33 protein-coding genes are annotated in these 26,464 nt (G+C 60.3%); 16 read left to right on the top strand and 17 right to left on the bottom strand.

Translation table 11 applies throughout. The annotated features are described in order from the left end of the window. The first annotated feature begins 142 nt into the window (after positions 1-142). From ispH to ACR0D8_RS18305, 6 genes are all read left to right on the top strand, one after another. The gene (gene ispH, locus ACR0D8_RS18330) at positions 143-1,093 is read left to right on the top strand and encodes a 4-hydroxy-3-methylbut-2-enyl diphosphate reductase (RefSeq protein WP_480648667.1); all 951 of its coding nucleotides are present in this window, start codon (positions 143-145) and stop codon (positions 1,091-1,093) included. Next, entirely contained in the window at positions 1,090-1,542 is a 453-nt protein-coding gene (locus ACR0D8_RS18325) for a DUF3429 domain-containing protein (RefSeq protein WP_480648665.1), read from the top strand. The genes ispH and ACR0D8_RS18325 overlap by 4 nt, the downstream gene beginning before the upstream one ends. Then, entirely contained in the window at positions 1,539-2,123 is a 585-nt protein-coding gene (locus tag ACR0D8_RS18320; RefSeq protein ID WP_480648663.1) for a class I SAM-dependent DNA methyltransferase, read from the top strand. Before ACR0D8_RS18325 ends, ACR0D8_RS18320 begins: the two co-directional genes overlap by 4 nt. After that, positions 2,116-2,583: a ribonuclease HI gene (rnhA, locus tag ACR0D8_RS18315; RefSeq protein WP_480648661.1), complete on the top strand. Its 468-nt coding sequence runs from the start codon at positions 2,116-2,118 to the stop codon at positions 2,581-2,583. The genes ACR0D8_RS18320 and rnhA overlap by 8 nt, the downstream gene beginning before the upstream one ends. After that, positions 2,580-3,203: a trimeric intracellular cation channel family protein gene (locus tag ACR0D8_RS18310; RefSeq protein WP_480648659.1), complete on the top strand. Its 624-nt coding sequence runs from the start codon at positions 2,580-2,582 to the stop codon at positions 3,201-3,203. The genes rnhA and ACR0D8_RS18310 overlap by 4 nt, the downstream gene beginning before the upstream one ends. A gap of 141 nt (positions 3,204-3,344) precedes the next feature. Continuing rightward, complete coding sequence (locus ACR0D8_RS18305; RefSeq protein ID WP_480648657.1) at positions 3,345-3,716, top strand: YybH family protein; 372 nt, start codon at positions 3,345-3,347, stop codon at positions 3,714-3,716. Between the two features lie 56 nt (positions 3,717-3,772). Here ACR0D8_RS18305 and ACR0D8_RS18300 read toward each other — a convergent pair whose 3' ends face one another. Genes ACR0D8_RS18300 through def (ACR0D8_RS18280) form a run of 5 tightly spaced genes read right to left on the bottom strand, consistent with a single transcriptional unit; the run spans position 3,773 to position 6,196 of the window. Then, entirely contained in the window at positions 3,773-4,009 is a 237-nt protein-coding gene (locus tag ACR0D8_RS18300) for a GlsB/YeaQ/YmgE family stress response membrane protein (protein WP_480648655.1), read from the bottom strand. A 1-nt stretch (position 4,010) separates the two neighbouring features. Beyond that, positions 4,011-4,259, bottom strand: coding sequence for a hypothetical protein (locus ACR0D8_RS18295; RefSeq protein WP_475163013.1), 249 nt, complete (start codon positions 4,257-4,259; stop codon positions 4,011-4,013). Positions 4,260-4,266: 7 nt separating this feature from the next. Next, complete coding sequence (gene fmt / locus ACR0D8_RS18290; protein WP_480648653.1) at positions 4,267-5,184, bottom strand: methionyl-tRNA formyltransferase; 918 nt, start codon at positions 5,182-5,184, stop codon at positions 4,267-4,269. Positions 5,185-5,186: 2 nt separating this feature from the next. Continuing rightward, complete coding sequence (gene def / locus ACR0D8_RS18285; RefSeq protein ID WP_480648651.1) at positions 5,187-5,681, bottom strand: peptide deformylase; 495 nt, start codon at positions 5,679-5,681, stop codon at positions 5,187-5,189. Beyond that, complete coding sequence (gene def / locus ACR0D8_RS18280; protein WP_480648649.1) at positions 5,678-6,196, bottom strand: peptide deformylase; 519 nt, start codon at positions 6,194-6,196, stop codon at positions 5,678-5,680. The genes def (ACR0D8_RS18285) and def (ACR0D8_RS18280) overlap by 4 nt, the downstream gene beginning before the upstream one ends. Before the next feature lie 94 nt (positions 6,197-6,290). Here def (ACR0D8_RS18280) and ACR0D8_RS18275 point away from each other — a divergent pair, with 94 nt between their 5' ends. Together ACR0D8_RS18275 and ACR0D8_RS18270 are read left to right on the top strand one after the other, a co-directional pair. Continuing rightward, positions 6,291-7,463 (top strand): MalY/PatB family protein, encoded by a 1,173-nt coding sequence (locus tag ACR0D8_RS18275; RefSeq protein WP_480648647.1) that lies wholly within the window; start codon positions 6,291-6,293, stop codon positions 7,461-7,463. 3 nt (positions 7,464-7,466) lie between these two features. Then, the gene (locus ACR0D8_RS18270; RefSeq protein ID WP_480648645.1) at positions 7,467-7,994 is read left to right on the top strand and encodes a L,D-transpeptidase family protein; all 528 of its coding nucleotides are present in this window, start codon (positions 7,467-7,469) and stop codon (positions 7,992-7,994) included. On the opposite strand, the gene ACR0D8_RS18265 is transcribed toward ACR0D8_RS18270, so the two are convergent. Next, positions 7,991-8,344, bottom strand: a complete 354-nt coding sequence (locus ACR0D8_RS18265; protein ID WP_475163028.1) for a hypothetical protein — start codon at positions 8,342-8,344, stop codon at positions 7,991-7,993. The genes ACR0D8_RS18270 and ACR0D8_RS18265 overlap by 4 nt on opposite strands. A 210-nt stretch (positions 8,345-8,554) precedes the next feature. On the opposite strand from ACR0D8_RS18265, the gene ACR0D8_RS18260 reads away from it, so the two are divergent. Then, positions 8,555-9,544, top strand: coding sequence for a glutathione S-transferase family protein (locus ACR0D8_RS18260; RefSeq protein ID WP_480648643.1), 990 nt, complete (start codon positions 8,555-8,557; stop codon positions 9,542-9,544). Here the strand turns inward: ACR0D8_RS18260 and ACR0D8_RS18255 are convergent. Then, entirely contained in the window at positions 9,526-9,888 is a 363-nt protein-coding gene (locus ACR0D8_RS18255) for a response regulator transcription factor (RefSeq protein ID WP_475163031.1), read from the bottom strand. The genes ACR0D8_RS18260 and ACR0D8_RS18255 overlap by 19 nt on opposite strands. Before the next feature lie 183 nt (positions 9,889-10,071). On the opposite strand from ACR0D8_RS18255, the gene ACR0D8_RS18250 reads away from it, so the two are divergent. From ACR0D8_RS18250 to ACR0D8_RS18235, 4 genes are all read left to right on the top strand, one after another. Further along, on the top strand, positions 10,072-11,037 hold the full coding sequence (locus ACR0D8_RS18250) for a threonine-phosphate decarboxylase (RefSeq protein WP_480648640.1): 966 nt from the start codon (positions 10,072-10,074) through the stop codon (positions 11,035-11,037). After that, positions 11,034-11,954, top strand: a complete 921-nt coding sequence (cbiB, locus tag ACR0D8_RS18245; RefSeq protein WP_480648638.1) for an adenosylcobinamide-phosphate synthase CbiB — start codon at positions 11,034-11,036, stop codon at positions 11,952-11,954. The genes ACR0D8_RS18250 and cbiB overlap by 4 nt, the downstream gene beginning before the upstream one ends. An 11-nt stretch (positions 11,955-11,965) precedes the next feature. Continuing rightward, entirely contained in the window at positions 11,966-13,129 is a 1,164-nt protein-coding gene (locus tag ACR0D8_RS18240; RefSeq protein WP_480648636.1) for a lytic murein transglycosylase, read from the top strand. Between the two features lie 270 nt (positions 13,130-13,399). Then, entirely contained in the window at positions 13,400-15,169 is a 1,770-nt protein-coding gene (locus ACR0D8_RS18235; RefSeq protein WP_480648634.1) for a TadE/TadG family type IV pilus assembly protein, read from the top strand. Between the two features lie 21 nt (positions 15,170-15,190). Here ACR0D8_RS18235 and ACR0D8_RS18230 read toward each other — a convergent pair whose 3' ends face one another. The 4 genes from ACR0D8_RS18230 to ACR0D8_RS18215 form a co-directional block, all read right to left on the bottom strand. Beyond that, the gene (locus ACR0D8_RS18230) at positions 15,191-15,541 is read right to left on the bottom strand and encodes a hypothetical protein (RefSeq protein ID WP_480648632.1); all 351 of its coding nucleotides are present in this window, start codon (positions 15,539-15,541) and stop codon (positions 15,191-15,193) included. A 54-nt stretch (positions 15,542-15,595) separates the two neighbouring features. Beyond that, complete coding sequence (locus ACR0D8_RS18225) at positions 15,596-19,051, bottom strand: chromosome segregation SMC family protein (RefSeq protein WP_480648630.1); 3,456 nt, start codon at positions 19,049-19,051, stop codon at positions 15,596-15,598. 138 nt (positions 19,052-19,189) lie between these two features. Continuing rightward, a complete protein-coding gene (locus tag ACR0D8_RS18220) occupies positions 19,190-19,597 on the bottom strand; it encodes a hypothetical protein (protein ID WP_480648628.1) in 408 nt (135 codons plus the stop codon). 57 nt (positions 19,598-19,654) lie between these two features. Further along, positions 19,655-20,854 carry an aminotransferase-like domain-containing protein gene (locus ACR0D8_RS18215; RefSeq protein WP_480648626.1) on the bottom strand — a complete coding sequence of 400 codons (1,200 nt, stop codon included), beginning with the start codon at positions 20,852-20,854 and terminating at the stop codon, positions 19,655-19,657. A gap of 153 nt (positions 20,855-21,007) precedes the next feature. On the opposite strand from ACR0D8_RS18215, the gene ACR0D8_RS18210 reads away from it, so the two are divergent. Further along, positions 21,008-21,778 (top strand): FCD domain-containing protein, encoded by a 771-nt coding sequence (locus ACR0D8_RS18210; RefSeq protein ID WP_480648625.1) that lies wholly within the window; start codon positions 21,008-21,010, stop codon positions 21,776-21,778. After that, a complete protein-coding gene (locus tag ACR0D8_RS18205; protein WP_480648623.1) occupies positions 21,778-22,266 on the top strand; it encodes a metal-dependent hydrolase in 489 nt (162 codons plus the stop codon). The genes ACR0D8_RS18210 and ACR0D8_RS18205 overlap by 1 nt, the downstream gene beginning before the upstream one ends. Before the next feature lie 27 nt (positions 22,267-22,293). Here ACR0D8_RS18205 and ACR0D8_RS18200 read toward each other — a convergent pair whose 3' ends face one another. The 6 genes from ACR0D8_RS18200 to ACR0D8_RS18175 form a co-directional block, all read right to left on the bottom strand. Continuing rightward, positions 22,294-23,154 carry a glycosyltransferase family 2 protein gene (locus ACR0D8_RS18200; protein WP_480648621.1) on the bottom strand — a complete coding sequence of 287 codons (861 nt, stop codon included), beginning with the start codon at positions 23,152-23,154 and terminating at the stop codon, positions 22,294-22,296. Positions 23,155-23,327: 173 nt separating this feature from the next. Then, complete coding sequence (locus tag ACR0D8_RS18195) at positions 23,328-23,888, bottom strand: F0F1 ATP synthase subunit B (RefSeq protein WP_480648619.1); 561 nt, start codon at positions 23,886-23,888, stop codon at positions 23,328-23,330. Positions 23,889-23,893: 5 nt separating this feature from the next. Beyond that, positions 23,894-24,445, bottom strand: a complete 552-nt coding sequence (locus ACR0D8_RS18190) for a F0F1 ATP synthase subunit B' (protein ID WP_480648617.1) — start codon at positions 24,443-24,445, stop codon at positions 23,894-23,896. Positions 24,446-24,531: 86 nt separating this feature from the next. Beyond that, the gene (locus ACR0D8_RS18185) at positions 24,532-24,756 is read right to left on the bottom strand and encodes a F0F1 ATP synthase subunit C (RefSeq protein ID WP_005981269.1); all 225 of its coding nucleotides are present in this window, start codon (positions 24,754-24,756) and stop codon (positions 24,532-24,534) included. Positions 24,757-24,804: 48 nt separating this feature from the next. Further along, complete coding sequence (locus tag ACR0D8_RS18180; protein WP_170694641.1) at positions 24,805-25,563, bottom strand: F0F1 ATP synthase subunit A; 759 nt, start codon at positions 25,561-25,563, stop codon at positions 24,805-24,807. Between the two features lie 2 nt (positions 25,564-25,565). Beyond that, the gene (locus ACR0D8_RS18175; protein ID WP_480648615.1) at positions 25,566-25,898 is read right to left on the bottom strand and encodes an AtpZ/AtpI family protein; all 333 of its coding nucleotides are present in this window, start codon (positions 25,896-25,898) and stop codon (positions 25,566-25,568) included. 231 nt (positions 25,899-26,129) lie between these two features. On the opposite strand from ACR0D8_RS18175, the gene ACR0D8_RS18170 reads away from it, so the two are divergent. Further along, positions 26,130-26,462, top strand: coding sequence for an ArsR/SmtB family transcription factor (locus ACR0D8_RS18170; protein WP_480648729.1), 333 nt, complete (start codon positions 26,130-26,132; stop codon positions 26,460-26,462). Positions 26,463-26,464 lie beyond the last annotated feature (2 nt).

The raw sequence follows: 26,464 nt of genomic DNA, 5'->3' as shown, positions 1-26,464 counted from the left end.
CCACCCTGACCGCGCTGCTTTAACTAGGAACAGGTGCTGAAACACCTATTGGCTAGCACTGATTCATGTCAGGTAAATGACGCCGTCCTGTCTGGACCAAGGCCGGGAAAAGACTTACCTGTGGCCGTATGGAGACCGTGACATGACGAAGCCCCCGCTGACCCTTTACCTTGCCGCCCCGCGCGGATTCTGCGCCGGTGTGGACCGGGCGATCAAGATCGTTGAAATGGCGCTGCAGAAGTGGGGCGCGCCGGTTTATGTGCGCCATGAAATCGTGCACAACAAATTCGTCGTCGACGGGCTGCGCGCCAAGGGCGCGGTGTTTGTCGAGGAACTGGATGAATGCCCCGATGACCGCCCGGTGATCTTTTCCGCCCATGGTGTGCCCAAATCGGTTCCGGCCACGGCGGCACAGCGCGAAATGATCTATGTTGACGCCACCTGCCCGCTGGTGTCCAAGGTTCACGTCGAGGCCCAGCGCCATGCGGACGCCGGGCTGCAGATGATCATGATCGGCCACAAGGGCCACCCCGAAACCGTCGGCACCATGGGGCAACTGCCCGAAGGCGAGGTTCTGCTGGTCGAAACCGTCGAGGATGTCGCGCGCGTCGCGGTGCGTGATGCCGACAAGCTGGCTTTTGTGACTCAGACCACGCTGTCCGTGGATGACACTAAGGACATCATTGCCGCCCTTCAGGCCCGGTTTCCGGCCATCATCGGACCGCACAAAGAAGACATCTGCTATGCCACCACCAACCGGCAGGAGGCGGTCAAGGCTGTCGCTCCGAAATCGGACGCCCTGCTGGTGGTCGGCGCGCCGAACTCGTCGAATTCGCGCCGTCTGGTCGAGGTCGCAGCGCGCGCCGGCTGCAACTATGCCCAACTGGTGCAACGCGCGACCGATATCGACTGGCGGGCGCTGGAGGGGATTTCCACCATTGCCATCACCGCCGGCGCGTCCGCCCCCGAGGTGTTGGTCAACGAGGTGATCGACGCCTTCCGCGACCATTATGATGTGGCCGTCGAAATGGTGGAAACAGCGGTTGAAAATGTCGAATTCAAAGTGCCCCGCGTGCTGAGAGAACCCGCATGAGCGGTATCCCAAGGGCACCGTTTGTCCTCGGGCTGGCCGGGCTGATTCCGTTCATCTGGGGCGCGCTGACGTACCTGAGCGATGATCTGCACGCCTGGGGCACGCACGCATTGGGCGCGCGCTTTGTCGGGCCCTATGTGCAGTTGTTCTATGGCTCGGTGATCCTCAGCTTTATGTCCGGTGTGCTCTGGGGCTTTGCCACCAAGACCTCGGGCAGCAAGGCAGCAACCTGCTATACGCTGTCGGTTCTGCCCGCGCTGTGGGCGTTTTTCAAAACCGGCGGCGGGCCGGTCAGCACGGGGACCAACCTGATGTATGGCTTCGCCGGTCTGCTGGTGCTGGACGCCATCTTTGCGTACTGGCGGCTGACCCCAACCTGGTGGTTGCGGCTGCGCGTGCTGCTGACAGTCATTGTCCTGGCCTGCCTCGCAGTAGGAGTTTACCTGTGACCGACGAAAGAACGATCAAAGCCTATTCGACCCGCGTGATGGATTATCTGCAGATCCCCCTGCCCCCGGAACAGATTGAGGCCCGCATGGCCTTTGCCGAGGCGGTGGGCACAGGATATGTCCTGGACCTGGGCTCCGGCCCCGGCTCGGACAGCGCCTTTTTCATGCGCGAAGGGCTGACGGTCCGCGCGCTGGACGCCACCCCGGCCTTTGTCGAACATGCCCGCGAAAACGGTGTGGACGCGCATCTGGGCACGTTCGACGATGTAAGTGAAGAGGCCGCGTATGACGGCGTCTATGCCAGTTTTTCGCTGCTGCATTCCCCGCGCGCGGATTTCCCCAAACATCTGGCCGCCATCCACCGTGCCCTGAAACCCGAGGGTGTTTTTTTCCTAGGACTGAAACTGGGCACCGGCGAACACCGCGACGACCTGGACCGCTATTACACCTATTTCTCGCAGACCGAGATCGAAGAAGCGCTGGCGCAGGCGGGGTTCACCATCGACCGGATCACCACTGGGATGGGAAAGGGGCTGGCGGGGTCCTATGACGGGTTTATTCTGGTTCTGGCCCATGCCTGAGCTTTTTGCCTATACCGACGGCGCCTGTTCCGGCAATCCCGGCCCCGGCGGCTGGGGCGTGTTGCTGCGCGCGGTGGACGGCGACAAAGTCCTGAAAGAGCGCGAACTGAACGGTGGCGAGGCCGAGACCACCAACAACCGCATGGAATTGCTGGCGGCGATCAGCGCGCTGGAGACGCTCGATCGGGCGTCGAAGATCACCGTCGTAACCGACAGCGCCTATGTGAAAAACGGCGTAACCGGGTGGATATTCGGGTGGAAGCGGAACGGCTGGAAAACCTCGAATAAAAAGCCGGTCAAGAATGTCGACCTGTGGCAGCGTCTGGATGAGGCGCAATCCCGCCACGACGTGACCTGGGAATGGGTCAAGGGCCATGCGGGGCACCCCGAAAACGAAAAAGCCGATGAGCTTGCCCGCGCGGGCATGGCCCCGTTCAAACCAAAAAAGGCCCAGGCGTGAGCGGGCTTGCCCTGCTCGATTACGCCTCGGTTCTGGTCTTTGCACTGACGGGTGCATTGGTGGCCAGCCGGGCGCAACTGGACCTTGTCGGATTCGCGTTTATCGCATGTCTGACCGCGGTTGGCGGCGGCACGGTGCGCGATCTGCTGCTGAACCGTCACCCGGTGTTCTGGGTGGGGCAGCCTGACTATATCCTGATCGCGGTCGCGGCCGCCGTTTTGGTGTTCTTCACGGCTCATCTGGTGGAAAGCCGGTACAACTGGCTGGTGTGGCTGGACAGTTTTGCCTTGTCCGTTGCCGTTGCCGCCGGCACGGGTGCGGCTCTGGCGCTGGGTCAGCCGGGCGTAATCGTGGTCCTGATGGGAATAACCACCGGCTGCCTCGGCGGGCTGATGCGCGACGTGGTCTGCAATGAGGTGCCGCTGGTTCTGAAACAGGGCGAGCTATATGTGTCCTGCGCCTTTGCCGGTGCGCTGACCGCCGTGCTGATCACCCTTCTGGGGTTTGGTGAGTTTGTGGCGCTGACCACCTGCGCGCTGATCTGCTGGGCATTGCGGGCCGGTTCGTTGCTGTTTGGCTGGCAACTGCCGGTCTACAAAGCCCGCCCACCGCGCCGCTGAAACGCTGCCCCTCCACGCCTGCCAAGCGCAGTTTGAAAAGCCGGAAGTTGTACCGCCACTTTGCCTTCTTTGGGGATGTCGCAGCCTTGTGGCACGATGGGGCAGACATTTCGCAGGTTTAACGGTCAGTGGGAGGGGCCCATGGATATGAAAGAAACCCTCGAAAAGTTCGACGCCGCCTATAATGACGCATTCAACCGGGGCGACGCGGACGGGTGTGCTGCGTTCTTTACCGAAGACGTCATGCTTATGCCGCCCGGAGAAGCCATGACGCGCGGCAGGGCCGCTTTCGTCGAAACCTACCGCTCCCGCATCAGGGAAAATACCGGTGGCACGCACGAAAACGCGTTAATCGACTATGGCGTAGACGGCGATATGGCCTATCAGGTCGGAACTTATGCCATCGCGGATACGGACCCGCCCGAAAAAGGCAAGTTCGTCAACATCCTGAAACGCCAGCCTGACGGCGCATGGAAAGTCGCCATTTCCATATTCAACAGCGATCTACCCTAAACGGTCGCTCTGGGCGGTAAGTCATCCCCATTGCCCAATGCCCGGGCACTGGCGGGCTAGCGGCGCAGATAGGTCTGCCAGATCCAGATCACCAGCAGCGCACCAAGTACGGCGCCGACAAAGCCCGACAGCCAGCCCGCCACCGTTATGAGGGCGCGCAACAGAAATCCGCCCACCAGGGCCCCGATGATGCCGATCAGCATGGTTGTGGGGATATCCGCCTCGATCCGCATCAGGCGGGTGGCCAGAAAGCCAGCGGCGGCTCCGATCACGATCAGGGCGATGACGGGCATGCTACTTCCTCCAATGGGTGGGTACGATGACCAGCGCACCGACGGAAGACACAATGGCGTTCATCCCCGGCGACCCGATCCCGAAATTGAACCCGAACATTCTGCCAAACATGATCTGCGCGAAGTAAAACAAAAACGCCCCGCCGATACAAATGATGACGGACGGCAGATACCCGTTCCGGGTGAAGCCGGATTTTTCCGAAAGCGCCCCCACCGCAGCAGCGATCAGAACCGTCCCAAACAAAATCATGTACAAGTCACTGTTCCTTCTGAATTCGGCGTCCTTTGGGCACGGGCCAGCCGCGCAGAAACACATCCGCATCCTGTGCCCCCTTGCCGGCCCGTTGCAGACGCAGCAGGTCAACCGCACCGCTTCCACAGGCCACGCGCAGTGTGTCATCGAGGACTTCACCCGGCGCGCCCTGCCCCTCGGCCAATCGTGAGGCGAGCAGTTTGACGCGTTCGCCGTCCATCTCGGTCCATGCCCCCGGAAAGGGCGACAGGCCCCGGATCAGGCGATCGACTTCGTGCGCGGGTCTGGTCCAGTCCACCCGCGCCTCGGCCTTGTCGATCTTGGTCGCATAAGTCACGCCATCGTCCGGTTGTGGTTCGGGCGTAAGGTCCGGCAGCCGGTACAGCGCCTCGACAATCAGATCCGCACCCATCAACGCAAGGCGGTCGTGTAACTGGGCGGTAGTTTCCTCGGGCCCGATATCGGTGGCCCTGCGCAACAGAACCGGGCCGGTGTCCAGCCCGGCCTCCATCTGCATGATGCAAATGCCGGTGCGAGCATCGCCCGCCATGATCGCCCGGTGAATTGGCGCAGCACCCCGCCAACGCGGCAGCAAGCTGGCGTGGATGTTCAGGCATCCCTGCGTTGGCGCGTCCAGAACGGGTTGCGGCAGCAACAGGCCATAGGCCACGACCACGGCCACATCGGCATTCAGCGCGGCGAAGGCCGCCTGGTCTTCCGGTGATTTCAATGAAACCGGATGGCGCACAGTCAGGCCCAGAGCCTCGGCCCTGGCATGCACCGGCGTCGGACGGTCCTTTTTGCCGCGACCCGCCGGGCGCGGGGGCTGACAATACACCGCAGCAATCTCGTGCCCAGCCTGAATCAGAGCGTCCAGTACAGGAACCGAGAATTCCGGCGTGCCCATGAAAATGACCCGCATTCCTACCCCTGCTTTCTGGCTTTGCGCAGCAGCATGTCCCGTTTGACCTTGCTGAGCCGGTCGAAATACATCCGGCCGTTCAGGTGGTCGATCTGATGCTGAACGCTGGTGGCTTCGATGCCAACAAAATCGCGTCGATCGATCATGCCGTGCTCGTTCAGATATTTGACAGTCACAGCGCGCGGACGTTTCACCTTGGCCGAAACACCCGGCAGGTTCGGGCTGGCCTCGTCATGTTCGCGCAGCTCAATCGAACTGTGGAGGATTTCCGGATTTGCCAGACGCACCGCGCGACCACGCTCGGTCGAGCCGTCCACTACAGCCAACCGCAGCATCACACCGATCTGCGGGGCGGCCAGACCGACGCCGGGCATTGCCTCCATCGTGTCGATCATGTCGTCCCAGATCGCGCGTATCTCATCGGTGATCTCGGTGACGTCCTCGGCCTTGGTCCGCAGGCGTTTATCCGGCCACGGCAGGCAGGTTCGAACAGTCATGCGCGTGCCCGCTCGCGCTTTAGCTTCTGCATTTTGCGGGTGATCATCTGACGTTTCAGCGGCTTGAGGTAATCGATGAACAGCTTGCCGTTCAGGTGATCAATCTCGTGCTGCACACAGGTTGCCCAGAGCCCGTCGAAGGTTTCCTGTTGCAGGTTCCCATCGCGATCCAACCACGTGACATCGACCACTTTGGGGCGCGTCACCTCGGCGAATTGCTCGGGGATCGACAGGCAGCCTTCTTCGTAGACATTGGTTTCGTCCGACGACGCGATGACTTCCGGGTTGAACATTATCAGCGGGCGCGGCGTCTCACCCTCTTCCTTGATACAATCCAACACGATCAAGCGGTCCAACACCCCAATCTGTGGCGCGGCCAGCCCGATGCCGGGCGCGTCATACATCGTCTCCAGCATGTCATCGGCCAGCTGCCGCAAGTCGTCGGTGATGTCGGAAACCGGCGCGCAGACCTTTTTCAGGCGGGGATCGGGATGGATCAGGATATTGCGTTTCATGGGGTTGATTTAGGCCATCCCGCCCCCCGCCGCAACGCCCCCCTTGCGCCCGCGGGAATAGCAGCTAGCTTTCGGCAGGACAGATGGAGAAGACATGACTTTCAACGACCTGATCGACCGCCGGGGAACCAACAGTTCAAAATGGGACAAGATGGAGACGCTATATGGCGTCTCGCCCGAGGATGGGCTGGCGATGTGGACGGCAGATTCCGATTACGCGACAGCGCCTTGCGTGATCGACGCAGTGCGCAAAGCCGCCGATCATGGTGCCTTCGGATACTCCTGGATTCACCCGGATTACCTGGCTTCGGTTCAGTGGTGGATGAAAAGCCGCCACGGATGGGAGATCGACACCGATTGGGTGCTGACGTCGCAGGGTCTCGGCAATGCAATTGCCCTCTGTCTGGATGTCTGGAGCGAACCCGATGACGGCGTGGTGATTTTCAGCCCCGTCTATCATGAATTCGCCCACAAGGTGAACAAATCCGGGCGTCGTGTGGTCGAATGCCCGCTGGTGCGGCACGGCGATTCCTATGTTCTGGATCTGGATGACGCGCAAACGCGGCTGGACGGGTCGGAAAAACTGTTGCTCTGGTGCTCACCCCAGAATCCTTCGGGCCGGGTCTGGACGCCGGACGAACTGCGCGCGGTGGCCGCCTTCGCTGAACGCAACGGGCTGATCCTGGTCTCTGACGAAATCCACCACGATCTGGTCTATCCCGGCAGCACCTTTGTGCCGATGGATGTGGCCGCCCCTGACGCACGGCCCTGGACTGTCACCCTGACAGCAGCGTCCAAAACGTTCAACATCGCCGGTCAGCGGACAGGCAACATGATCATTCCCGATCCGAAACTGCGTGCGGCCATGCGCCACCGGATACAAGCGCTGGATTACGATCCCAGTGCGCTGGGCGTGGCGATGATCACGGCCGCCTATTCGCCGGAAGGGGCGGAATGGGTCGACGCGCAGATCGCGCATCTGGACAGCAACCGTAAAATCTTTGACGCCGCCATCGCCGAGATTCCCGGTTTATGGTCCATGCCGCTGCAGGCCACTTACCTAGCCTGGGTTGATTTCTCGGGCACCGGAATGAACCACGACGAATTCGTCCGGCGCCTGCGTGAGGGAGCCCGGATCGCCACATCCTCCGGCCCCGGTTTTGGCATTGGAGGAGAGACCTTTGAACGGTTCAATCTGGCCACCCAGCGGGCGCGGGTTGAAGATGCCTGTGAACGGCTGAAGCACGCCTTTGCCGATCTGCAGTAGGGCATGCGGCGGTTTGCGCTTATAACTCTTTTGCTGTTTTCGGCAGGCGCGGCGTGGTTTGGCTGGCACCAGTTCGGGCCGCGCCCGCCTGCGCCGCCAATGGCTCCTCACGCCACGCAGATTGACCATATCCTGATCGAAAAGTCTGCCCGTTTGCTGACCGCCACGCTGAACGGTGCAGTTGTTATGCAGGCCGACATCGCACTGGGTTTTGCTCCCGATGGCGATAAGCAACAGGAAGGTGACGGGAAAACACCGATTGGCACCTTCAAGATCGACAGGCGCAATCCTCAGAGCGCCTATCACCTGTCACTGGGGATCAACTATCCGCTGCCCGAAGATGTCACGCGCGCCCAAAGCCTGGGCATCGATCCGGGCGGAGATATCTTCATACACGGGCAACCAAACGGTGTTGTCGGCCTGACCCTGCCCGGCGACTGGACGGCAGGGTGCATCGCGATCTCAAACGCCGAAATGGCGCAGCTTTGGAGCCTGACGCCAACCGGTACTGTCGTGGAAATCCGCCCCTAGTCCTCGTACCCCAGCAGGGCAATCGGCGCATCCGGCGCGCGGTAGAAGTCCAGCGGAGCCTTGTCCGCCGCTGCCGTGCTGCGCTTGAACTCGTACCGCATTTCACCTGCTTCATCTTCATCCGCAATGATCAGGCACTGATACAGGTGACGGGCGCCATCGTAGATATCGACCAGCCCACGCAGCCGAGGTGTCGATGCGGCCTCGACAGTGAAGCCGTCTTTCCACAATCTCAGAATTTTGAAGGCATTGTCGCCAATCTGCACCCGTAGCCGGCTGGTTTTCTTCAGAGCCGCGATTCGCGCCGCATCCAATTCGGCGCTGATTTCCTTTGAAACATAGGTCGTCATAATAAATTTCCCCCGCAATGGTCTCTATTGTGCGGCAGCAATCGTAAAAATCCAATGAAGCCGTTCACACAACAGCCTTTGGCCTTAAATTGTTGCGTGGAAATCCTAATCGACCTGTGCGCAAGCGCAGGTTCGGTGCGCGTCGCCTGTCATAGGAAGGCAGGCAGCGACCCCTTATGTTTACCGAAATCGCATTGCGGAGGACTTGAAATGGGCCTGTTGGTCGACGGCAAATGGCATGACACCTGGTATGACACCAAATCCACCGGCGGCGCGTTCAAACGCAGCGCCGCGCAGTTTCGCAACTGGCTGACCGCCGATGGCAGCGTCGGACCGACCGGCAAAGGCGGGTTCAAGGCAGAGTCCGATCGTTACCATCTGTATGTCAGCCACGCCTGCCCCTGGGCGCATCGCACGCTTATCTTCCGCGAACTAAAGGGGCTGAGCGACCTGATCTCGGTTTCTGTAGTGCATCCCGACATGCTGGATCACGGCTGGACCTTCGAAACCGACGACCACGGCGCCACGGGTGACGGGCTGTACGGTCTGGACTTTGCACATCAGGTCTATACCAAGGCCGACCCGGCCTATTCAGGCCGCGTGACCGTTCCGATCCTGTGGGACAGAAAGCAGGAAACGATTGTCTCGAACGAAAGTTCGGAAATCATCCGCATGTTCAATTCGGCCTTCGACGGCATCACCGGCAATACCGACGACTACTGGCCCGAGGCGATGCGCGACGCGATCGAAGAGGTCAACGCCCGCATCTATTCCAACGTCAACAACGGCGTTTACAAATCCGGCTTTGCCACCACTCAGCAAGCCTATGATGCCGCCGTTGAGCCGCTTTTCGACACGCTGGACTGGCTTGAGGATCGTCTGGCTTCGAACCGCTATCTGATGGGTGACCGTGTGACCGAGGCCGACTGGCGATTGTTCACCACGCTGATCCGGTTCGATCCGGTCTATCACCTGCATTTCAAATGCAACCGGCGCCGGCTGATCGACTACCCCAACCTGTGGGCCTTCACCCGCGAGTTGTACCAGTGGCCGGGCGTGGCCGGAACGGTGAACATGAACCACATCGTGCGCCACTATCACTACAGCCACAACAGCATCAATCCGCACCGGATCATCCCGGTGAACCCGGCACTGAACTATGCCGAGCCTCATGGCCGCGGTCAGCGACCCGCCGCGTAATGTTCCACCATCGCCGCCAGATCCTCTGGCGGCGTCCCGCTTTGCACATAGGCGCAGGCGTTCGGGCTGTGTGCGAAAATCGAACCATCCGAAAAGAATGTGGTATTGGTGACGAAGATCACCCGTGCCTCGGGGCGGCGATAGCTGGCGAAATCCGCCACTGCCAGCGCGCTGCCTGTTTCCAGAACCAGATCCAGCACGATAATGTCGAAATCCGCGCCATAAAGCGCAAGGATCGCGGCCTCCTGCCCGGTGACAAGCGTCACCTCGGCATTTTGCCGTTCCAGATGCCTTTTCCAGACCCGACCAAGATCGGGGTTACTCTCAACAATCAGAACATTCATTTGCAACAACCTCGGCACTAGGTATGGTGAGTGGTGCCGACCCCCGTGGTTTGTGATCACGCTATTTCCTTAACAAACTGTTAACGACGCCCCTCCCAGCCACTGGTCACGCGGATTTGCTTGTGTAAATGGCGAAAATCCGCTTGAAGCAGGCCGAAACAGGCGATTCAGGCGAGGCACCCGATGGCAGGCCATGACGAAACCTTGAACCCACGCGCCGCGCGCGATCACGGCGGCGGACTGGATGCAGCAATCGCCGCCTATGGCGGAACACGCGCGGACTGGATCGACCTGTCCACCGGCATCAATCCGCACCCGTACGACATTTCGGGGCTGGTTCCGTCGGACTGGACCGGATTGCCGGATCATGGCGCCTTTGCGCGTCTGACCCACGCGGCACGCCAGTTCTGGTCGGTCCCCGAAAACGCTGCGATCCTGCCTGCGCCGGGTGCCTCGGCCATCATCGCGCGCCTTCCCGCGCTGGCGGCCAGTGGCCCCGTCCAGATCACGATGCCAACCTATAACGAGCACGCTGCGGCATTTTCGGCGCAGGGCTGGACCGTGGCCGAGCACGGTCCCGGGCAGGCCCGCGTCCTTGTGCATCCGAACAACCCTGATGGCCGGGTCTGGTCAGCGGCCGATGTTGACGCGCCGCTGACCGTGATCGACGAAAGCTTTTGCGACGTCTGCCCAGACGCGTCGCTGATACATCTGGCAGATCGGCCCGGCGTCATTGTCCTTAAGAGCTTTGGCAAATTCTGGGGCCTGGCCGGGATGCGACTGGGCTTCGCCATTGGCCACCCGGATCTAGTCGCCCGGCTGAACGATCTGACCGGCCCCTGGGCTGTCTCCGGACCGGCACTGCGGATCGGGGCACGGGCGCTGTCTGATTTCAACTGGGCCGACGAAACCCGACAGGTACTGAGTACCGAGGCCGCCCGGTTGGACCGGTTGCTGATCCGCAATGGGGCCGAACTTGTCGGTGGAACAACCCTGTTCCGCCTCTACCAAGTCGTCGATGCCGCAGACTGGCAGGATCGGCTGGCCCGCGCCCATATCTGGAGCCGTGTTTTCCCCTATTCCAGCACCCTTCTGCGGCTGGGACTGCCGCCATCAGACGGGTGGGACAGGCTGGAGGCCGCATTGTGAGCACCGCGTTTCTGCTGGTGTGCGCTATGTGCCTCGATGCAGCACTGGGAGAGCCCGACTGGCTGTGGTCCCGCGTCCGCCACCCCGCGGTTGCCATCGGCAACATCATCGGCTGGCTGGACAATCGGCTGAACCGGGGCGACATGCGGCGACTGAAAGGGTGTGCCATAGTTGCGGCGCTGACCGTCGGCGCCTTGATGGCCGGGTATGCGCTGACATTGCTGGGGCCTTTGGCCGAGGTCATCTTCTGCGCCATCCTGTTGGCGCAGAAGTCGCTGGTTGCGCATGTGCGTGACGTTGGCGAGGGGTTGCGCAGCTCATTGTCGGAAGGGCGCGCGAAAGTGGCCATGATCGTCTCGCGCGACACGCACGACATGAACGAGGCACAGGTCGCCCGGTCAGCCATCGAAAGCGCGGCCGAGAACCTCAGCGACGGGGTGATAGCACCGGCCTTCTGGTTTCTGGTCGCAGGGCTGCCGGGCCTGTTGGTTTACAAGGCCGTCAACACCGCTGACAGCATGATCGGCTACCGGAACGAGAAATACCGCGCCTTTGGCTGGGCAACGGCCCGGTTCGACGACGTGTTGAACCTGATCCCGGCCCGCCTGACCTGTTTGATCATCGTGGCACTTTCCGGCCAGTGGGGTCGGTGGCCCGAGATCGTCGCAGATGCCCGACGCCACATTTCGCCCAATGCCGGCTGGCCCGAGGCTGCGATGGCCCGCGCGCTCAACGTGGCTCTGGCTGGTCCTCGAAGTTATGACGGGCAAGTGCGTGATCTGGCCTGGGTCAACGGCAACGCACCGCGCGAAATCGACGCGCCGGAAGTTTTCCGCGCATGTGACATGCTGTGGCGCGTTTGGGGGCTTGCACTTGGTCTTCTGTCAGTGTGGGTTGGGGCCAGCTTTTTCTTGTGACGGAACTGTTCATGCGCATTCTTTCCGGCCTGGTGGCCGCCGCTTTCATCGCCTCGCCCGCTTTTGCCCAATGCGGCGGCGGGTTCAATTCCTTTGTCCGGGGCATGAAGGCCGAGGCTGCGCAACAGGGGTTTGACGACGCCACCGTAAACGCGTTCTTTCAGGGCGTGCAGCAGGACAGCGCAGTGCTGAAAGCCGACCGCGCGCAGGGCGTGTTCCAAAAGCCGTTCATCGAATTTTCCCGACGTCTGATCTCACAAAACCGGATTGAACGCGGCCAGGCCATGTCCCGCAAATACGACGCGGTTTTTGACCGGATCGAACGTGAATACGGCGTCTCGAGGGGGGTTTTGCTGGCGTTTTGGGCCTTCGAAACGGATTACGGGGCGTTTCAGGGCGACTTCAACACACGCAACGCGCTGGTCACTCTGGCCCATGACTGCCGCCGACCCGAATTGTTCCGACCGCAGGTCTTTGCCGCAATTGAACTGTTCCAACAAGGGAGCTTTGACCCCAACCGGACAACCGGCGCCTGGGCCGGTGAGATCGGCATGGTACAGATGCTGCCCCGCGACATTCTGGAAAACGGTGTCGACGGGGATGGAGACGGCAACGTCTCGCTGAAAAGCTCGGCGCCGGATGCGCTGATGTCGGGCGGCAAGATGCTGTCGCATCTGGGCTGGCAGGCGGGCCAGCCCTGGCTGCAGGAAGTAACGGTGCCCGCACAGATGGACTGGTCGCTGTCCGGCCCCGGCAAGCCGCGCCCGGTGTCCGAGTGGCAGGCGATGGGCGTTCAGGCACGCAGCGGATCACTGACCAACCTGCCCGCCTCGCTGATCCTGCCGCAGGGGCATAAGGGTCCTGCCTTTCTGGCCTATCCGAATTTTGACGTCTATTTCGAATGGAACCAGAGTTTTGTCTATGTCCTGACAGCCGCCTATTTCGGCACCCGTCTGGAAGGCGGCCAGATCTATGACGCAGGCAACCCGGCGCAGGGTCTGTCAGGCGCGCAAATGAAGCAGTTGCAGAGCAAACTACAGGCACGCGGTTACGACGTGGGCAAGATCGACGGGATTCTCGGGGCCGGAACCCGTGCGGCGGTGCAGGCCGAGCAATCAAGGCTGGGGCTGCCAGCAGATGCGTGGCCGACGGTGGATCTTTTGAACAAGTTGTAAGGTGGCAGGTCTGCCACATTTCCCAAGTTGTCGGTGTTCATCCTTCTGTCCGGATGGCGCCGGCTAACATCGGCCAAACCATTGACTTTACAAGATTTTATTAAAAATTTTTTTAACGGCACCCGGATTTTTAACCAAGGCAAAGCGGCTCATTCACATTGAGTTCATTCTGAGTTCATTTTGAGTAATTTTATCTCCAATTTTGCGGCAAAAATCGGACAACATCACTTCGTATGATCATTCGGAAATCTGAATACAACGGAGTTTCCCATGTTCAAACGACAGCCTCAGAAGGCTTCGAACATTGTGCGCCCGAGTAAAGGTTTTAAAGAGTTTCAGAGTTTTGTTTCCAAGGAAGATGGCGCGCTAACAATTTTCACGCTTTTTGTCTTTCTGTGCATTCTGGCTGCTACCGGAATGGCCGTAGACTTGATGAACTACGAGAGAGACCGCGTAAGATTGCAATGGGCATTAGATAACGCCGTTCTGGCCGCCGCAAACCTTGAACAGGAAATGCCGCCGGCTGATGTGGTGAATGCCCATTTCGCAGCCCAGGGCCTTGCTGACTACGAAAAAGACATCGACGTTCAGGATGCCTATCTGGATCGGACGGTCACTGCCGGCGTCTCATCAGAGTTCACGACAAATTTCATGCGCCTAAGCGGCATTCCGACCCTTCAAATGGGAGTTGTCGCCGCTGCAAACGAGGCAGCACCGCATACCGAGATTTCCATGGTCCTGGATATTTCAGGAAGCATGGGAACCGGCAATCGTGTCGCACTTATGCAGGCAGCTGCCAAGGCGTTTGTGACAAAAAGCCTGAGCCGCAATGCTGATCCCACCTCCGGAGCAAAATCCGAGACACAAACCTCGATCAACATTATTCCTTTCGCAGGTCAGACAAACCCGGGTTCTACGATGTTTGAATACTTGGGGGGTGAACGCTTCGGCACGACCACGGAAGAAGACTATTTTGATGAATGGACACAGGATGTCTCGAACGTTGTTTTCTGGTTCGATACCGACAATGACAACGACGTCGATTTTTCGGCAAAGATCGAAGGGTATCCGGGCCGCGATGTCGAACTGTTCAACAAGGATGACGTCGACACATATTACCACTATGTCAAAGACTTCATCATAACCAAAACGTCCGAACTGCCGGAATCCGCCGAAATGCTGGGCGCGTCCATCAAGGGCGGCAAGCAGACCACAACCTTTTTCAGCATAACCGGGGAAACGATTACCGGATCGACAAAGTTCAATAATGTCGACCTGGAATACCAGTTTGACGAGTTCTATTCCTATGTCGAAACCATTCCGAACAACGTCTCTTCCTGCCTTGAGCTGACCTATTCGGACTTTCTGAATTCCGACTTGCCGTCAGGCTCGACGGAGCAGGTGCCGTATTTCGTGAACTGGGACTATGACGAAACAACGCAGAACTGGGGCTGGTGCCCGGATGACGAAATGAGCATCCAATACGCGCAGAACGATGAAACCATTCTGCACAACTTCATAGATGGTCTGCGGTTGTTCGACGGCACCGGCACCAATTACAGTCTGAAATACGCATTGGCTTTGCTGGATCCTGCTGCCCGAGACGCGTTCGCTTATCTTAGTCAGGTCGGAGAGATTCCAGCGGAATTTGCAAGCCGTCCGCTTGATTGGGATGCCCGGGACACCTCCAAGTACATCGTTATCATGACGGATGGCCGGACCAGCCCGCAGGTACGTCCGTCTGATGAGATGGAAGAGGAAAATGGCACTACAGAGCTTGTAGCCAGACCGTCAGAGGACACTACTGTAACCTCTTCGCAACTGACCAACCTTCAGCTGTTCAAAAAGCAATGTGAACTGGCCAAGGAGAATGGTGTAACCATCTATGCAGTTGCCTTTGAGACATCGGAAGTGGCCGCGGCCGAGATCAAGGCCTGCGCATCCTCTCCGTCGCACTACTACGAAGTGACCGGTGAAGAGATCATCGACTCATTTGTGTCGATCGCCGGTTCCATCCAAAAATTGAGATTGATCCAATAGTGAAAGGCGGGATTGCGGCTTTCACTCCGGTCTGACCGGATAGCGATCCCCCTTTTCATCGATCAGGATCAGCCGTTGGCCACTGCGCACATACAGGTCGCAGCGGCTGAACCCGTTTCGATAGGCGATACAGACGCTGCCATCCTCGGCGATGGAATAGGTGCCAAAAGCGGATTCTCCGCTGGCATAGGTATAGGAATAGGCACCGCCGGCCGAAAACCGGGACTGGCCGTCATCGAAGAAGGTGAGGGTTTGCCCAGCCAGAGAGTCCAGCTCCTCGGGCGTCAGTGGGACGTCGCCGGGTTTGGTGGGCCACTCTGCGGCCCATGCGGGGCCTGCGATCAGCAGGGCAAGGATCAGAACACGGGTCATGCGGCCAGCTTACCCTGATCGCCCGCAACATGGTCATAACGTTGCGGTGAACGGTCAGGCCACCATCTGCTCGGCCTTTTTCAGATCGACCGAGACCAACTGGCTGACGCCCTGTTCCTGCATGGTCACGCCAAACAGCCGGTCCATCCGCGCCATGGTGACCGCGTGGTGGGTGATGATCAGGAACCGTGTGTCGGTCTGGCGGCACATTTCGTCCAGCAGGTCGCAGAACCGGGTGACATTGGCATCGTCCAGCGGGGCGTCAACCTCGTCCAGCACACAGATCGGCGCCGGGTTTGCCAGAAACACGCCGAAGATCAGCGCCGTTGCGGTCAGGGTCTGTTCCCCGCCCGAGAGCAAGCTGAGGGTCGACAGTTTTTTGCCCGGCGGCTGGCACATGATTTCAAGCCCGGCATCCAGCGGATCGTCGCTTTCGACCATGACCAGATTGGCCTCGCCACCGCCGAACAGATGCTTGAACAGCATGGCGAAGTTTGAATTCACCTGTTCGAACGCGGTCAGCAGGCGTTCCCGCCCCTCGCGGTTAAGGCTGGCGATGCCGCTGCGCAGGGCCTTGATCGCTTCTTCCAGATCGGCCTTTTCCGTGTTGAGCGTATCAAACTCTTCCTGAACGTCCTTGGAATCCTCCTCGGCCCGCAGGTTCACCGCGCCCATCGCGTCGCGCTGGCGTTTGTGGCGGTTCACTTCCGCCTCCAGCGCGTCGGCAGCAGGCATCTGGTCGGGGTTCACGTCCAACTGGTTCAGCAATTGGTTCGGGGTCAGTTGCTGATCCTCGGCGATGCGTTCGGCTGCAGCCGTCACGCTTTCCTTTGCCGCGTCACACCGCGCCTCAGCCGCCGCGCGTGCCTCGCGCGCTTCCGAGGCCAGACGCTCGGCTTCGCGCTCGGCCAGCACGACCTCGCGTTGCTGCGTCTCCGCCTGGGCCAGCTTGTCCGCGGCTTCCGCCCGGCGGGCCTCGGCGGTTTCGATCAGGTCATTCAGTTCTTCGCGGGCCTCAGCGATTTCACCCGGCGCCGCCATGGCCTCGGACAGTTCCTCTTCGGAGCTTTCCTTGCGTTCGGCCAATTCCGAAATCCTCTTTCCGGCGCTGTCCAGACGGTGCCGCCAGCCGCTGAGATCCTTGGTCACCTCCTGCGTCCGGCGGGTGCGGGCCTCGCCCTCGCGGCGCAGTTCGTCATGGGTCGAGCGGTGGGTCAACATGGTGATCCGGGCCGCCTCGACCGTCTGCTTGATGTCTTCGACCTGCGCGCGGGCACTGTCGAGATCGCCCAGCCCGGTCAGCGCGCCCTCGGCCTCGCGCAGTTGCGCACGGGCGGACATGGCGTCTTCCTTGTGGCGATCGACGGCCAGTGTCAGGGTTTCCAGCCGACCCTGCGCCAGATTGCGGTCAGCCTCGGCCCGGCTGAGCTGGCGGGCCGTTTCCGCCATGCGCTGATCGGCTGCGCGACGCGCCTCCCGCGCCCTGCGGTCGGCTTCGGTGACGTCGGCCAGTTGCTGCGAGAGCGCCTCGTGCGCAGCGCGCGCTCCATCGGCCTGCGCCTCAGTGCGGGCCAGCTCCTGTTTCAGCGCTTCCAGCTTGTTCAACTGTTCCAGCCGCAGCGCCGCAGCGCTTGGCGCATCCTCGGCCCAGGCCCGGAACCCGTCCCAGCGCCACAGATCCCCGGAGCGCGACACCAGCCGCTGACCGGGCTTGAGGGACGCCTGCAGCCGGGCACCCTGGTCCGCGTCGACCAGCCCGATCTGCGCGATCCGGCGGCTCAGGCGATCCGGGCCCGAGACATGCAGAGCCAGCGGTTCGGCCCCGTCCGGCAGGGGTTGATCGCTGTCATACCCCGCCACTTGCACCCAGCCCGAAGGCCCCTCGCCCTCAACCAGCGGCGCGCGCAGGTCGTCGGCCAGCGCCGCCCCCAAGGCTTTTTCATAGCCAGGCTCCACACGCAGCAGGTCCAGCACCTGCCCACCCTCGGCCGTGTCACGCTCGACAAGTTTGGCCAGCGCCGTTGTCTCGGCACGAATGGCGCCAAGTTCACCTTCGGCCTCGGACCGCTGGGCGCGGGCCTCGGCCTCGCGCGCCTGTGTCTCGTTGCGCAGTTCGTCCGCCGCGGCCAGTGCTTCCTCGGCGGCCTCGGCGGCTTCGCGGGCTTCTTCCTCGCCTTCCTGAGCGGCTTCGAAGGCCTCGCTGGTGCGGGACAAGGCACCGCGCGCTTCTTCCACAGCGGACCGGGCCTTTTCTTCCTCGGCTTCGGACCGGGCCAATGTCTTGCGGCTGTCTTCGACCAAACGCTGTGCCGATTGGTGGCGGGCGACCAGACGGGCCATATCCTCGGTCTGTTGCGACAGGGTCTCTTCGCGGTCCTGCAGCACGGCGGCGGCGTCATGGGCGATCTCGGCTGCTTCGGCCAGCTTGTCTTCATGCCCTTCGGCGGCCTTGGCCAGTTCGCGCGCTTCCCATTCCAGACGCTCGATCATCTGGCCGGCATCCCGGTTCAGCCCGGTCTCGCGTTCGATATCGTTGCCCAGTTGCTGAATGCGATTGCTCAGCGTTTCGATGGTCTGGCGGGCGCGGGTTTCCTGATCGGCCAACGCGTCGCGCTGCACCTGCTGGCGTTGCAGGACGGCGGCGGCGATGGCCTCTTCTTCGCGCAGGGGCGGCAGGGTTTCTTCGATCTCAGCGCGTCTGGCACCTGCGGCACGGGCTTCGGCCTCGGCACGCGAGGCTTCGGTGATGCGGTCGCGCAGCTTGTCTTCGGCCAGCTGGCGGGCGATGTCCGCCTCTTTCCAGCGGCGATAAAGGAGCATGCCCTCGGCCTGCCGCAGCAACTCTCCGATTTCGCGATACCGGGCGGCCTGACGGGCCTGACGGGCCAGTTGAGCCAGCTGCGTGCCCAGTTGTTCCAGCACGTCATCCACGCGCGTCAGGTTGGCTTCGGTCCCTTTCAGCTTCAACTCGGCCTCATGCCGGCGCTGGTAAAGACCCGATATCCCGGCGGCCTCTTCCAGAATACGGCGACGGGCGCGGGGCTTGGCGTTGATCAGTTCGGCGATGCGGTTCTGACCCACCAGCGCGGGCGAGTGCGCCCCGGTCGAGGCATCGGCAAACAGCATCTGAACGTCCCGCGCGCGCACATCCTTGCCATTGGTCTTATAGGCGCTGCCGACATCGCGGGTGATGCGGCGTACGATTTCCAGCTGATCGCTGTCATTAAAGCCTGACGGTGCCAGCCGTTCCGAGTTGTCCATGGTCAGGACGACCTCGGCAAAGTTGCGGGCGGGGCGCGTGGCGGCACCGGCAAAGATCACGTCCTCCATCGCGCCACCGCGCATGGATTTCGGGCGGTTTTCCCCCATCACCCAGCGCAACGCTTCAAGCAGATTTGATTTGCCGCAGCCATTGGGACCCACCACACCGGTCAACCCATCCGCAATGATCAGGTCCGTCGGATCGACAAAGCTTTTGAAGCCGGTGAGTTTGAGTTTGCTGAAACGCAAAGGCAGGGGTCCTGTGATTCCTATATCTAGAAGTTTGCGCAACTGATTGGGGCTGAGTCAACGAGGTTGCGCAGGATATGGGATATCAGCCGGAGTTATCCACAACATCTTGCCGAAATGCGCAGGAAAACGCGTATCTCAATAGGGCGTACACTCGAACACCTGATAGCCGTGGTCAGAGCCCACATCTTCGTAGACACCGTAATCGACGCATTCGTAAATCGGCGTTGATACAGCCGTCAGAAGCAGACGTTCACCCGCCGCCCTGTCACAGCCAAGAACGCCGACAGTCACCGCCGCGTCGCCCAGCACATCCAGAATAGGACAGCCCGAAACCTGCGCCATGGCCAGCCCGGCCCGGTCGCGGATCGGGCCTAGTCGCGGGGCGTACTGCATGTTGATCCGAACCGCCTCGGCAAGATTGCCCCGTACGCGCACGTCAAAAACGCTGCCGTTCACCGCAACGCGGGTGGCGGGCACATCGCGAAAATGAGGAGTGCCGGCCGAACAGGCGGCCAGCATCAGCAGGCACAGATAGCGGATCATGCCGCCAGTCTTGGCGCAATAGGGTTAACAGAACCTTTCCACGACCTTTGCCTGCGGTCAGGCGCGCAGAACCGTACCCAACCGGCGGATACCTTCGCGGATCGTCGGTTCATCCGAGTTGGAAAAGCTCAACCGGATCGTATTGCCGCCCGTTCCGTCCGGGAAAAAGGCGCGCCCCGGAACAAAGGCCAGTTTCACGCTTTCCAGCGACCGTTCCAGCAATTCGGCCCCATCGTACCCGGCGGGCAGAGTCAGCCAGACAAACATCCCGCCCTCGGGCCGGGTCCAGCTGACGCCATCCGGCATATGTTCTTTCAATGCGGACAGCATGGCATCGCGGCGTGCGGCATAGGTTCGGCGCAACATGGGTATGTGGGTGTCAAAACAGGCTTGCGCCACCTGATGCACCGCCATTTGATTAACCGTTGCCGAATGCAGGTCGGCCGCCTGTTTCAACAGCACGATCTGGGAAATCACCGGCTTTGCGGCAACAACCCACCCGACCCGGAGCCCCGGCGAAAGTGTTTTCGAGAAACTGCCGCAATAGATCGTCCGGCAACGCTCGATCGAGCCCTTCCGCGCCAGTTCCAGCGCCAGCACCGGCGGGATCGCCTCGCCGTCATAGCGCAGCGCCTGATACGCGCCGTCCTCGATCACGGCGCAATTCAGGTCCTCCGCAAGATCCAGCAACGCCTCTCTGCCGCGCAGGTCTACGGTCTCGCCCGTTGGGTTGGCAAAATCCGGAGACAGGTAGGCGAATTTGACCCGACCCTCGCCTGCCGCTGCGGCGTATTCCGCCGCGCCCAGATTGCCATCGACGCTGAGGCGGTCAAAACGCGGCTCATAGGCGTCGAACGCATTTATCGCACCCAGATATGTGGGCCAGCCGACCAGCGCGGTGTCGCCGGGCGATAGATAGAGTTTACCCAGGTAATCCAGCGCCTGTTGCGACCCGGAGGTGATCAGGATGTTGTCGATGTCACACTCGATCCCGATCTGACGCATGTGATCGACCAGCCATTCGCGCAAAGGCACATATCCCTCGCTGATCGAATATTGCAGCGCCTGCGCCCGCTGTTCCGGTGACAGCGCTGCCTGAAAAGCCTGCTGAAACGCGTCCCCGGGGAACAATGCCGGGTCAGGAATTCCACCCGCGAACGAGATGATGCCCGGCTGATCCAGAAGCTTGAGCAACTCGCGTATCTCGGACGCCTTCATCCGGGCCGTTCGTGTAGCAAACAGGTCTTTGGTCAACATGAGTCTCCTCCACTCTCACGTGGGGTCAGCCTAGGTATCGCAACGTTAATGTCAACACTTCTGACCTAATATTTCAGAACATCGGAATGGCATTCTTGAACAGCTCGGAAATACGTGGTCATATGATTTGACCAATCCCAAAACACTAGCAGAATGCCCTTTCAAAAAGTTCAGACCGAAAAGCTGTCCATCGCGGTGGTCAAACAGATCGAGTTGCTGATTTTGCGCGGCATCCTGCGCCCCGGCGAACGCCTTCCGCCCGAGCGTGAACTGGCCGACCGGATGGGCGTTTCACGCCCATCCCTGCGCGACGCGATCGCGGAACTGCAGGATCAGGGACTGCTGACCGCCAAAGCGGGTTCCGGCATTTACGTGGCCGAGGTTTTGGGTTCGGCCTTTTCTCCGGCGCTCGTCCGATTGTTTGGTAGTCACGAGGAAGCCGTTTTCGACTATCTCTCGTTCCGGCGAGACATGGAAGGGCTTGCCGCCGAGCGTACCGCCCGGCTGGGATCGGTCAGCGATCTGAAAGTCATCCAGGCGATATTCGACAAGATGGAAGCTGCGCACGCCCGCAACGCCACGGAAGACGAGGCCCATCTGGACGCGCAGTTCCATATGGCCATCATCGAAGCCAGCCACAATGTCGTGATGCTGCATATGATGCGGTCCATGTATGACCTGCTGCAACAAGGCGTGTTCTATAACCGCCAGATGATGTTTCAGCAGCGCGCCACACGCGAAGCCATTCTGGACCAGCATCGTGCAATCAACACCGCGCTACAGGCGCGTGACCCGGAGGACGCGCGCGACGCAGTGCACCGTCACCTGAGCTTCGTCCGACGCTGCATGGAAGATCATCAGAAAGCCGCCCGGAACGAAACCATCGCGCAGCAGCGGCTGGAGCATGAGACAGGGCAGACCTGATGTTCATCGGACATTTGCCGGGTGCCTATCTGGTCTTTCGCGCCGCGACACCGAACATTGGAAGACTGGCGTTTGCAGCCGCACTGGTGGGCGCTGTCGCACCTGATCTGGACATGTTCTGGTTCTATTTCGTCGACGGACGCGCGCATCACCACCATGCCTACCTGACGCATCGCCCGATTTTGTGGGCGGGATTTTTGCTGGCGGGATTTCTGTTGGGGTTGCGCTGGCCACGATCAGGCCGCGTTCTGACCTTTTTTGGTGCCGGTGGGCTTTTGCATATGGTACTGGACTCGGTCGTCGGAGAGATTGCCTGGGCCTGGCCGTTATCAGACGCTTCGCGCCCCCTGGTAACCGTACAGGCGACGCATTCGCACTGGATCCTGTCTTTTCTCAATCATTGGACCTTCGCGGTCGAGATCGCGATAACCGTCCTTGCCCTGATCGTGTGGTTCCGGACCCGAAGACAGGCCGTCAACACCCGTTAAAGCAAGACCCACCTGCTCGCGCGGGCGTCAAATCCTGTGCAATAATCGCATGACACCGTGCTTCCAAAGCTGCAGGCGCTTCAGAGGCAACGGGTCCTCCTCACTCAGCGAGGGAAAACTGCCTTCAGCCTCATCCTGGCTGCGCAGCACAATGGGTGTGTCCAGAATGGACCGGATCAGCTTGTCAGCGCTGCACTCCATCCGCCGTTCGCGACGGATCGCTTCAAGCATTTCCTCATGATATTCATCCTTGGCTTCGGATCGCTGACCTTCCCGGAACCGGAACGCTCCGATCTGGGCGTGAACCGGAACCAGATCAGCATGGCGCGAGAACCGCAGCCAAAGTTCGCCGTCGACGGCAAGCTTCAACGTCTCGTCAAACTGACCGCCGGCGCACTCCCACAGGCTGCGCCGCCAATATGTCGATTCCTGCTGTACCCACTGGTAGTCGCCCGCCAGCAATCTGGCCCGGGATATCGGCTTGGGCCGGCGGACACTCAGAACGTTGTCCTCTTCGTCAATGCAGGTGATGCGACCAGTCAGCCATTCGATGTCCTTGTTCAGCGCAAACAACGAGCCAACGACGGAAAGCCCCCCCTGAACCAAAGTGTCGTCCGAGTTGATCCAGCCCATCACCTCTCCGCGTGACACCGCAAAGCCCTTGTTCAGGGCATTTGCCTGACCGGTATCAGGCTCAGAGATGATATGTGAGAACGCATCGCGATATCGCTCAGCGATTTCAAGCGATGCGTCTGTACTGCCGCCATCTGCAAGGATCAGGTCAAGGTTGGGGTATTCCTGATCTAGCACGGACCTGATTGCGCGTTCCAGAAAGTCGGCACAGTTCAGGTTTGGAATCACAACGCTGATCAGCGGCAGCTCAGCCATGGTATTCTCGCATTAAATCAATCCTGCTGGAAAAGTCGGCAGGCTGTAAATATCGCTTTAGGTTAGCTTATTTCGGGCTTCGCGCAATAGCGGAAGAAAACCGAGGTCCTGCAACAAGTGACAAAGCCCTGACAAAGGGTCGACCCGGCGTCATTTCGCCGGGTCGCGCGAGGTTAGTGAAGCTTGTCTCCGACGTCGGCAATTGCCGCGTCGATCAGCTTGTTCGCTTGCGTCGCTGTCATTTGCTTGGCCAGCACTGCGTTGGCAGCCGAAACCGCCACGGTGATAGCCTGGTCGCGAACTTCCTTGACCGCCGAAGCCTCGGCTGACGCGATCTGATCCTGTGCGGCGGCCAGACGCCGTGCGATGGATTTCTCCAGATCAACCTTGGCTTGTTCCGCCGCCAGTGCCGCGTCCTCTTTCGCCGCAGCCACAATGGCATCTGCCTGACCCTGCACTTCGCGCTGCTTGCGCTCGTACGAGGCCAGCAGGCTGCGCGCTTCTTCGTGCAGGGCGCGGGCTTCGTCCAGTTCGGACTTGATGCCTTCGGCGCGGTTGTCCAGCGCGCCACCGATCATGCCCGGGACCTTGAAGTAGAACAGGACCGCGATGAAGACGATGAAGCCCAGAAGGACAACAAAGTCGGTATTGCCAAGCGAGAAGAACGGGCCGCTTGCGGCCAGCGCGGGGCTGGCGGCACCAACAGTCAGGATAAGGGCAAGAGTGTTCCGCATGTCGCTTATCCTTTCGTCTGCGCGTCTACGGCATTGTTGATGGCATCGGTATCCGCCTCGCCGCCCAGTGCTGTGACCAGTTCAGCCGCCGTATCCTTGGCAACCACTTGAATGCTTTCCAGCGCACCGGCACGGATGTCGGCAATTGCCTTTTCCGATTCAGCCGCCTTTGCAGCGATTTCCGCGTCTGCCTTGGCAATCGCGTCATCCAGACCAGACTGGATTTCGGCGCGGGCTTCCGCTGCGATACGCTGTGCCTCAGAACGGGCATCGGCCAGCGCCTTGTTATAGGCCTCTTCAGCCTCGACCGCCTTGGCCTTCAGATCTTCGGCCGCAGCCAGGTCATTTGTAATGGTCCCCTGACGTTCCGCCAGGATTGCCGCGATGCGCGGCAAGGCCACGCGGGACAGGACCAGAAAGATGACGACCAGCGTAATGACCAGCCAGAAAATCTGGTTGGGGAACCAATCGAAGCAGAGCTGCGGCATCCCGATGGCAGAGCCATGCGAGTCGACGCACGAGCCAACCACTTCTTCGCTAATGGGTTCAGTCGCCATGATGTCCTCCGTCGGAACGTTGTCTTTACAACAGGTGGGCCGCTATGGCTTGGGCCCACCTGCGCGTAAGGATCAGGTTCCGCAGATTAGACGGCGAACATCAGCAGCAGCGAGACCAGGAATGCAAAGATGCCCAGCGCTTCTGCGAATGCGATACCGATGAACAGGGTTGCGGTCTGCGAAGCAGCCGCCGAAGGGTTGCGCAGGGCGCCGGCCAGGAAGTTGCCTGCAACGTTGCCAACCCCGATTGCGGCTGCGCCGGAACCGATTGCTGCCAGGCCTGCGCCGATGTGTGCGAGATCGCCTTCCATGATGTATCTCCTTACGAATTGGAAGTTTCGATGTTGGGGTATCGGACCTTAGTGCGAAGGATGCAGCGCATCTTTCAGATAAACACAGGTCAGAATGGTGAAAACGTAGGCCTGGATAAAGGACACGAGGACCTCAAGACCATACATTGCGGTGATCGCCAGAACCGACACGGGTGAAATCACGGCAATCGCGGCAAAACCTGCGAACACCTTGATCACCGCGTGGCCTGCCATGACGTTACCGGCAAGACGAATAGAGTGGCTGACAGGGCGCACGAAGTACGAGATCAGCTCGATGATCGCCAAAACCGGACGCAGCGCCAGCGGCGCGCTGGAGACCCAGAACAGGCCCAGAAATGCGGCTCCGTTCTTGACGAAACCCAGAACGGTCACGGTCAGAAACACGGCCAGCGCCAGCGGGATGGTTACGGCGAAATGCGATGTGGTTGTGAAGGATGTGGGGATCATCCCAAGGAAGTTCGCGCAGACAATGAACATGAACAGGGTCATGACATAGGGGAAGTACTTGACGCCTTCCTTGCCGCAGATGTCTTCCAGCATCTTGTAGATGAAACCATAGGCCAGTTCGGCGATCGACTGCATCCGGGTCGGGACAATCGCGCGCTTCGAGGTGCTGAGCACCAGCAGGCCAAAGATCGCCGCAATCGCCAGGAACATCCACAGGGTCACGTTGGTGGGCGTGTACCATGCAATTGCACCGTCGCCGAACAACGGCTTGACGATGAACTGATCCATCGGATGGAAAACCAGGCTGCTGCCTTCTGCTGCGGTGGTCTCGGTCGCCACGTTCAGTCCCTCTCGTCCTTCTCGGCCACGCTTGCAGCCGCTTGTTTCTCTTGAACCTCTTTCGCGCTGCGGAGCATAACCTTCACACCCGCGACAAGGCCCAGCAATGTGAACAGCACCAGAAAGATCGGGATCGTCCCGAACAGGCTGTCCAGCCCGTATCCGATGCCAAATCCGATCCCCAGACCGGATACCATTTCGATGACCATCCTCCAGGCAAGTTCGCCCCCGGACACGTCAGCATCTGCACGAGGTTTCGGCGCTTTCGCCTTTTTCGCCGCTTCGATCTTGGCCTCAAGCTGCGCCATACGCTGCTTTTGGTCGTCATCGGTCACGGGCGTTTTCCTCGCACAATCTTGGGCACGGTGCTAAGGGGCCGGGCGCACAGAGTCAACGCCGTTGAATCCCCGAATTGTCGCGGGTTAAGTCTTTGTAAAATATTGATTTTATCAAGTCACCCGACCCGTGCCGACAGCCTGCGCCGGCACTGTCCGTCAAAAATGCGCTGAATCCGCATATTCAACCAAATGGTTGACCAATCCCTGGCGCTGTGGTTCAGCCAGAGCATGTCCAACGATCTCGATACCGTTTTCGCAGCCCTTGCCGACCCCACGCGCCGCGCCATTCTGGCGATGCTGCTTGAGGATGACATGGCGGTCACAGACGTGGCCGAACCGTTCGAGATGTCGCTGGCCGCGATTTCGAAACATCTGGTCATTCTGACCAGAGCCGGGTTGATTTCGCAGGAAAAACGCGGGCGCGTGAAATGGTGCAAGCTGGAACCGGATGCCCTTCGCGCGGCCTCGGTCTGGATGCAGGGGTTTGGACAGTTCGAGCCGGTCAATCTGGATGCGTTCGAACGTTTTCTTGAGGTCGAGTTGCCCGCGACCGAAGACTGAAG

It is taken from the genome of Ruegeria sp. BG10 (assembly GCF_056538575.1).
Note: the sequence above shows the minus strand (reverse complement) of the source record. Positions and strands in the feature narration are given on the sequence as shown.

Coding starts and splice junctions, on each gene's coding strand:
- ispH (WP_480648667.1), top strand. CDS start 143: ATGACGAAGCCCCCGCTGACCCTTTACCTTGCCGCCCCGCGCGGATTC.
- ACR0D8_RS18325 (WP_480648665.1), top strand. CDS start 1,090: ATGAGCGGTATCCCAAGGGCACCGTTTGTCCTCGGGCTGGCCGGGCTG.
- rnhA (WP_480648661.1), top strand. CDS start 2,116: ATGCCTGAGCTTTTTGCCTATACCGACGGCGCCTGTTCCGGCAATCCC.
- ACR0D8_RS18305 (WP_480648657.1), top strand. CDS start 3,345: ATGGATATGAAAGAAACCCTCGAAAAGTTCGACGCCGCCTATAATGAC.
- ACR0D8_RS18300 (WP_480648655.1), bottom strand. CDS start 4,009: ATGCCCGTCATCGCCCTGATCGTGATCGGAGCCGCCGCTGGCTTTCTG.
- ACR0D8_RS18295 (WP_475163013.1), bottom strand. CDS start 4,259: ATGATTTTGTTTGGGACGGTTCTGATCGCTGCTGCGGTGGGGGCGCTT.
- fmt (WP_480648653.1), bottom strand. CDS start 5,184: ATGCGGGTCATTTTCATGGGCACGCCGGAATTCTCGGTTCCTGTACTG.
- def (WP_480648651.1), bottom strand. CDS start 5,681: ATGACTGTTCGAACCTGCCTGCCGTGGCCGGATAAACGCCTGCGGACC.
- def (WP_480648649.1), bottom strand. CDS start 6,196: ATGAAACGCAATATCCTGATCCATCCCGATCCCCGCCTGAAAAAGGTC.
- ACR0D8_RS18275 (WP_480648647.1), top strand. CDS start 6,291: ATGACTTTCAACGACCTGATCGACCGCCGGGGAACCAACAGTTCAAAA.
- ACR0D8_RS18270 (WP_480648645.1), top strand. CDS start 7,467: ATGCGGCGGTTTGCGCTTATAACTCTTTTGCTGTTTTCGGCAGGCGCG.
- ACR0D8_RS18265 (WP_475163028.1), bottom strand. CDS start 8,344: ATGACGACCTATGTTTCAAAGGAAATCAGCGCCGAATTGGATGCGGCG.
- ACR0D8_RS18260 (WP_480648643.1), top strand. CDS start 8,555: ATGGGCCTGTTGGTCGACGGCAAATGGCATGACACCTGGTATGACACC.
- ACR0D8_RS18255 (WP_475163031.1), bottom strand. CDS start 9,888: ATGAATGTTCTGATTGTTGAGAGTAACCCCGATCTTGGTCGGGTCTGG.
- ACR0D8_RS18250 (WP_480648640.1), top strand. CDS start 10,072: ATGGCAGGCCATGACGAAACCTTGAACCCACGCGCCGCGCGCGATCAC.
- ACR0D8_RS18240 (WP_480648636.1), top strand. CDS start 11,966: ATGCGCATTCTTTCCGGCCTGGTGGCCGCCGCTTTCATCGCCTCGCCC.
- ACR0D8_RS18235 (WP_480648634.1), top strand. CDS start 13,400: ATGTTCAAACGACAGCCTCAGAAGGCTTCGAACATTGTGCGCCCGAGT.
- ACR0D8_RS18230 (WP_480648632.1), bottom strand. CDS start 15,541: ATGACCCGTGTTCTGATCCTTGCCCTGCTGATCGCAGGCCCCGCATGG.
- ACR0D8_RS18220 (WP_480648628.1), bottom strand. CDS start 19,597: ATGATCCGCTATCTGTGCCTGCTGATGCTGGCCGCCTGTTCGGCCGGC.
- ACR0D8_RS18215 (WP_480648626.1), bottom strand. CDS start 20,854: ATGTTGACCAAAGACCTGTTTGCTACACGAACGGCCCGGATGAAGGCG.
- ACR0D8_RS18210 (WP_480648625.1), top strand. CDS start 21,008: ATGCCCTTTCAAAAAGTTCAGACCGAAAAGCTGTCCATCGCGGTGGTC.
- ACR0D8_RS18205 (WP_480648623.1), top strand. CDS start 21,778: ATGTTCATCGGACATTTGCCGGGTGCCTATCTGGTCTTTCGCGCCGCG.
- ACR0D8_RS18200 (WP_480648621.1), bottom strand. CDS start 23,154: ATGGCTGAGCTGCCGCTGATCAGCGTTGTGATTCCAAACCTGAACTGT.
- ACR0D8_RS18195 (WP_480648619.1), bottom strand. CDS start 23,888: ATGCGGAACACTCTTGCCCTTATCCTGACTGTTGGTGCCGCCAGCCCC.
- ACR0D8_RS18190 (WP_480648617.1), bottom strand. CDS start 24,445: ATGGCGACTGAACCCATTAGCGAAGAAGTGGTTGGCTCGTGCGTCGAC.
- ACR0D8_RS18185 (WP_005981269.1), bottom strand. CDS start 24,756: ATGGAAGGCGATCTCGCACACATCGGCGCAGGCCTGGCAGCAATCGGT.
- ACR0D8_RS18170 (WP_480648729.1), top strand. CDS start 26,130: ATGTCCAACGATCTCGATACCGTTTTCGCAGCCCTTGCCGACCCCACG.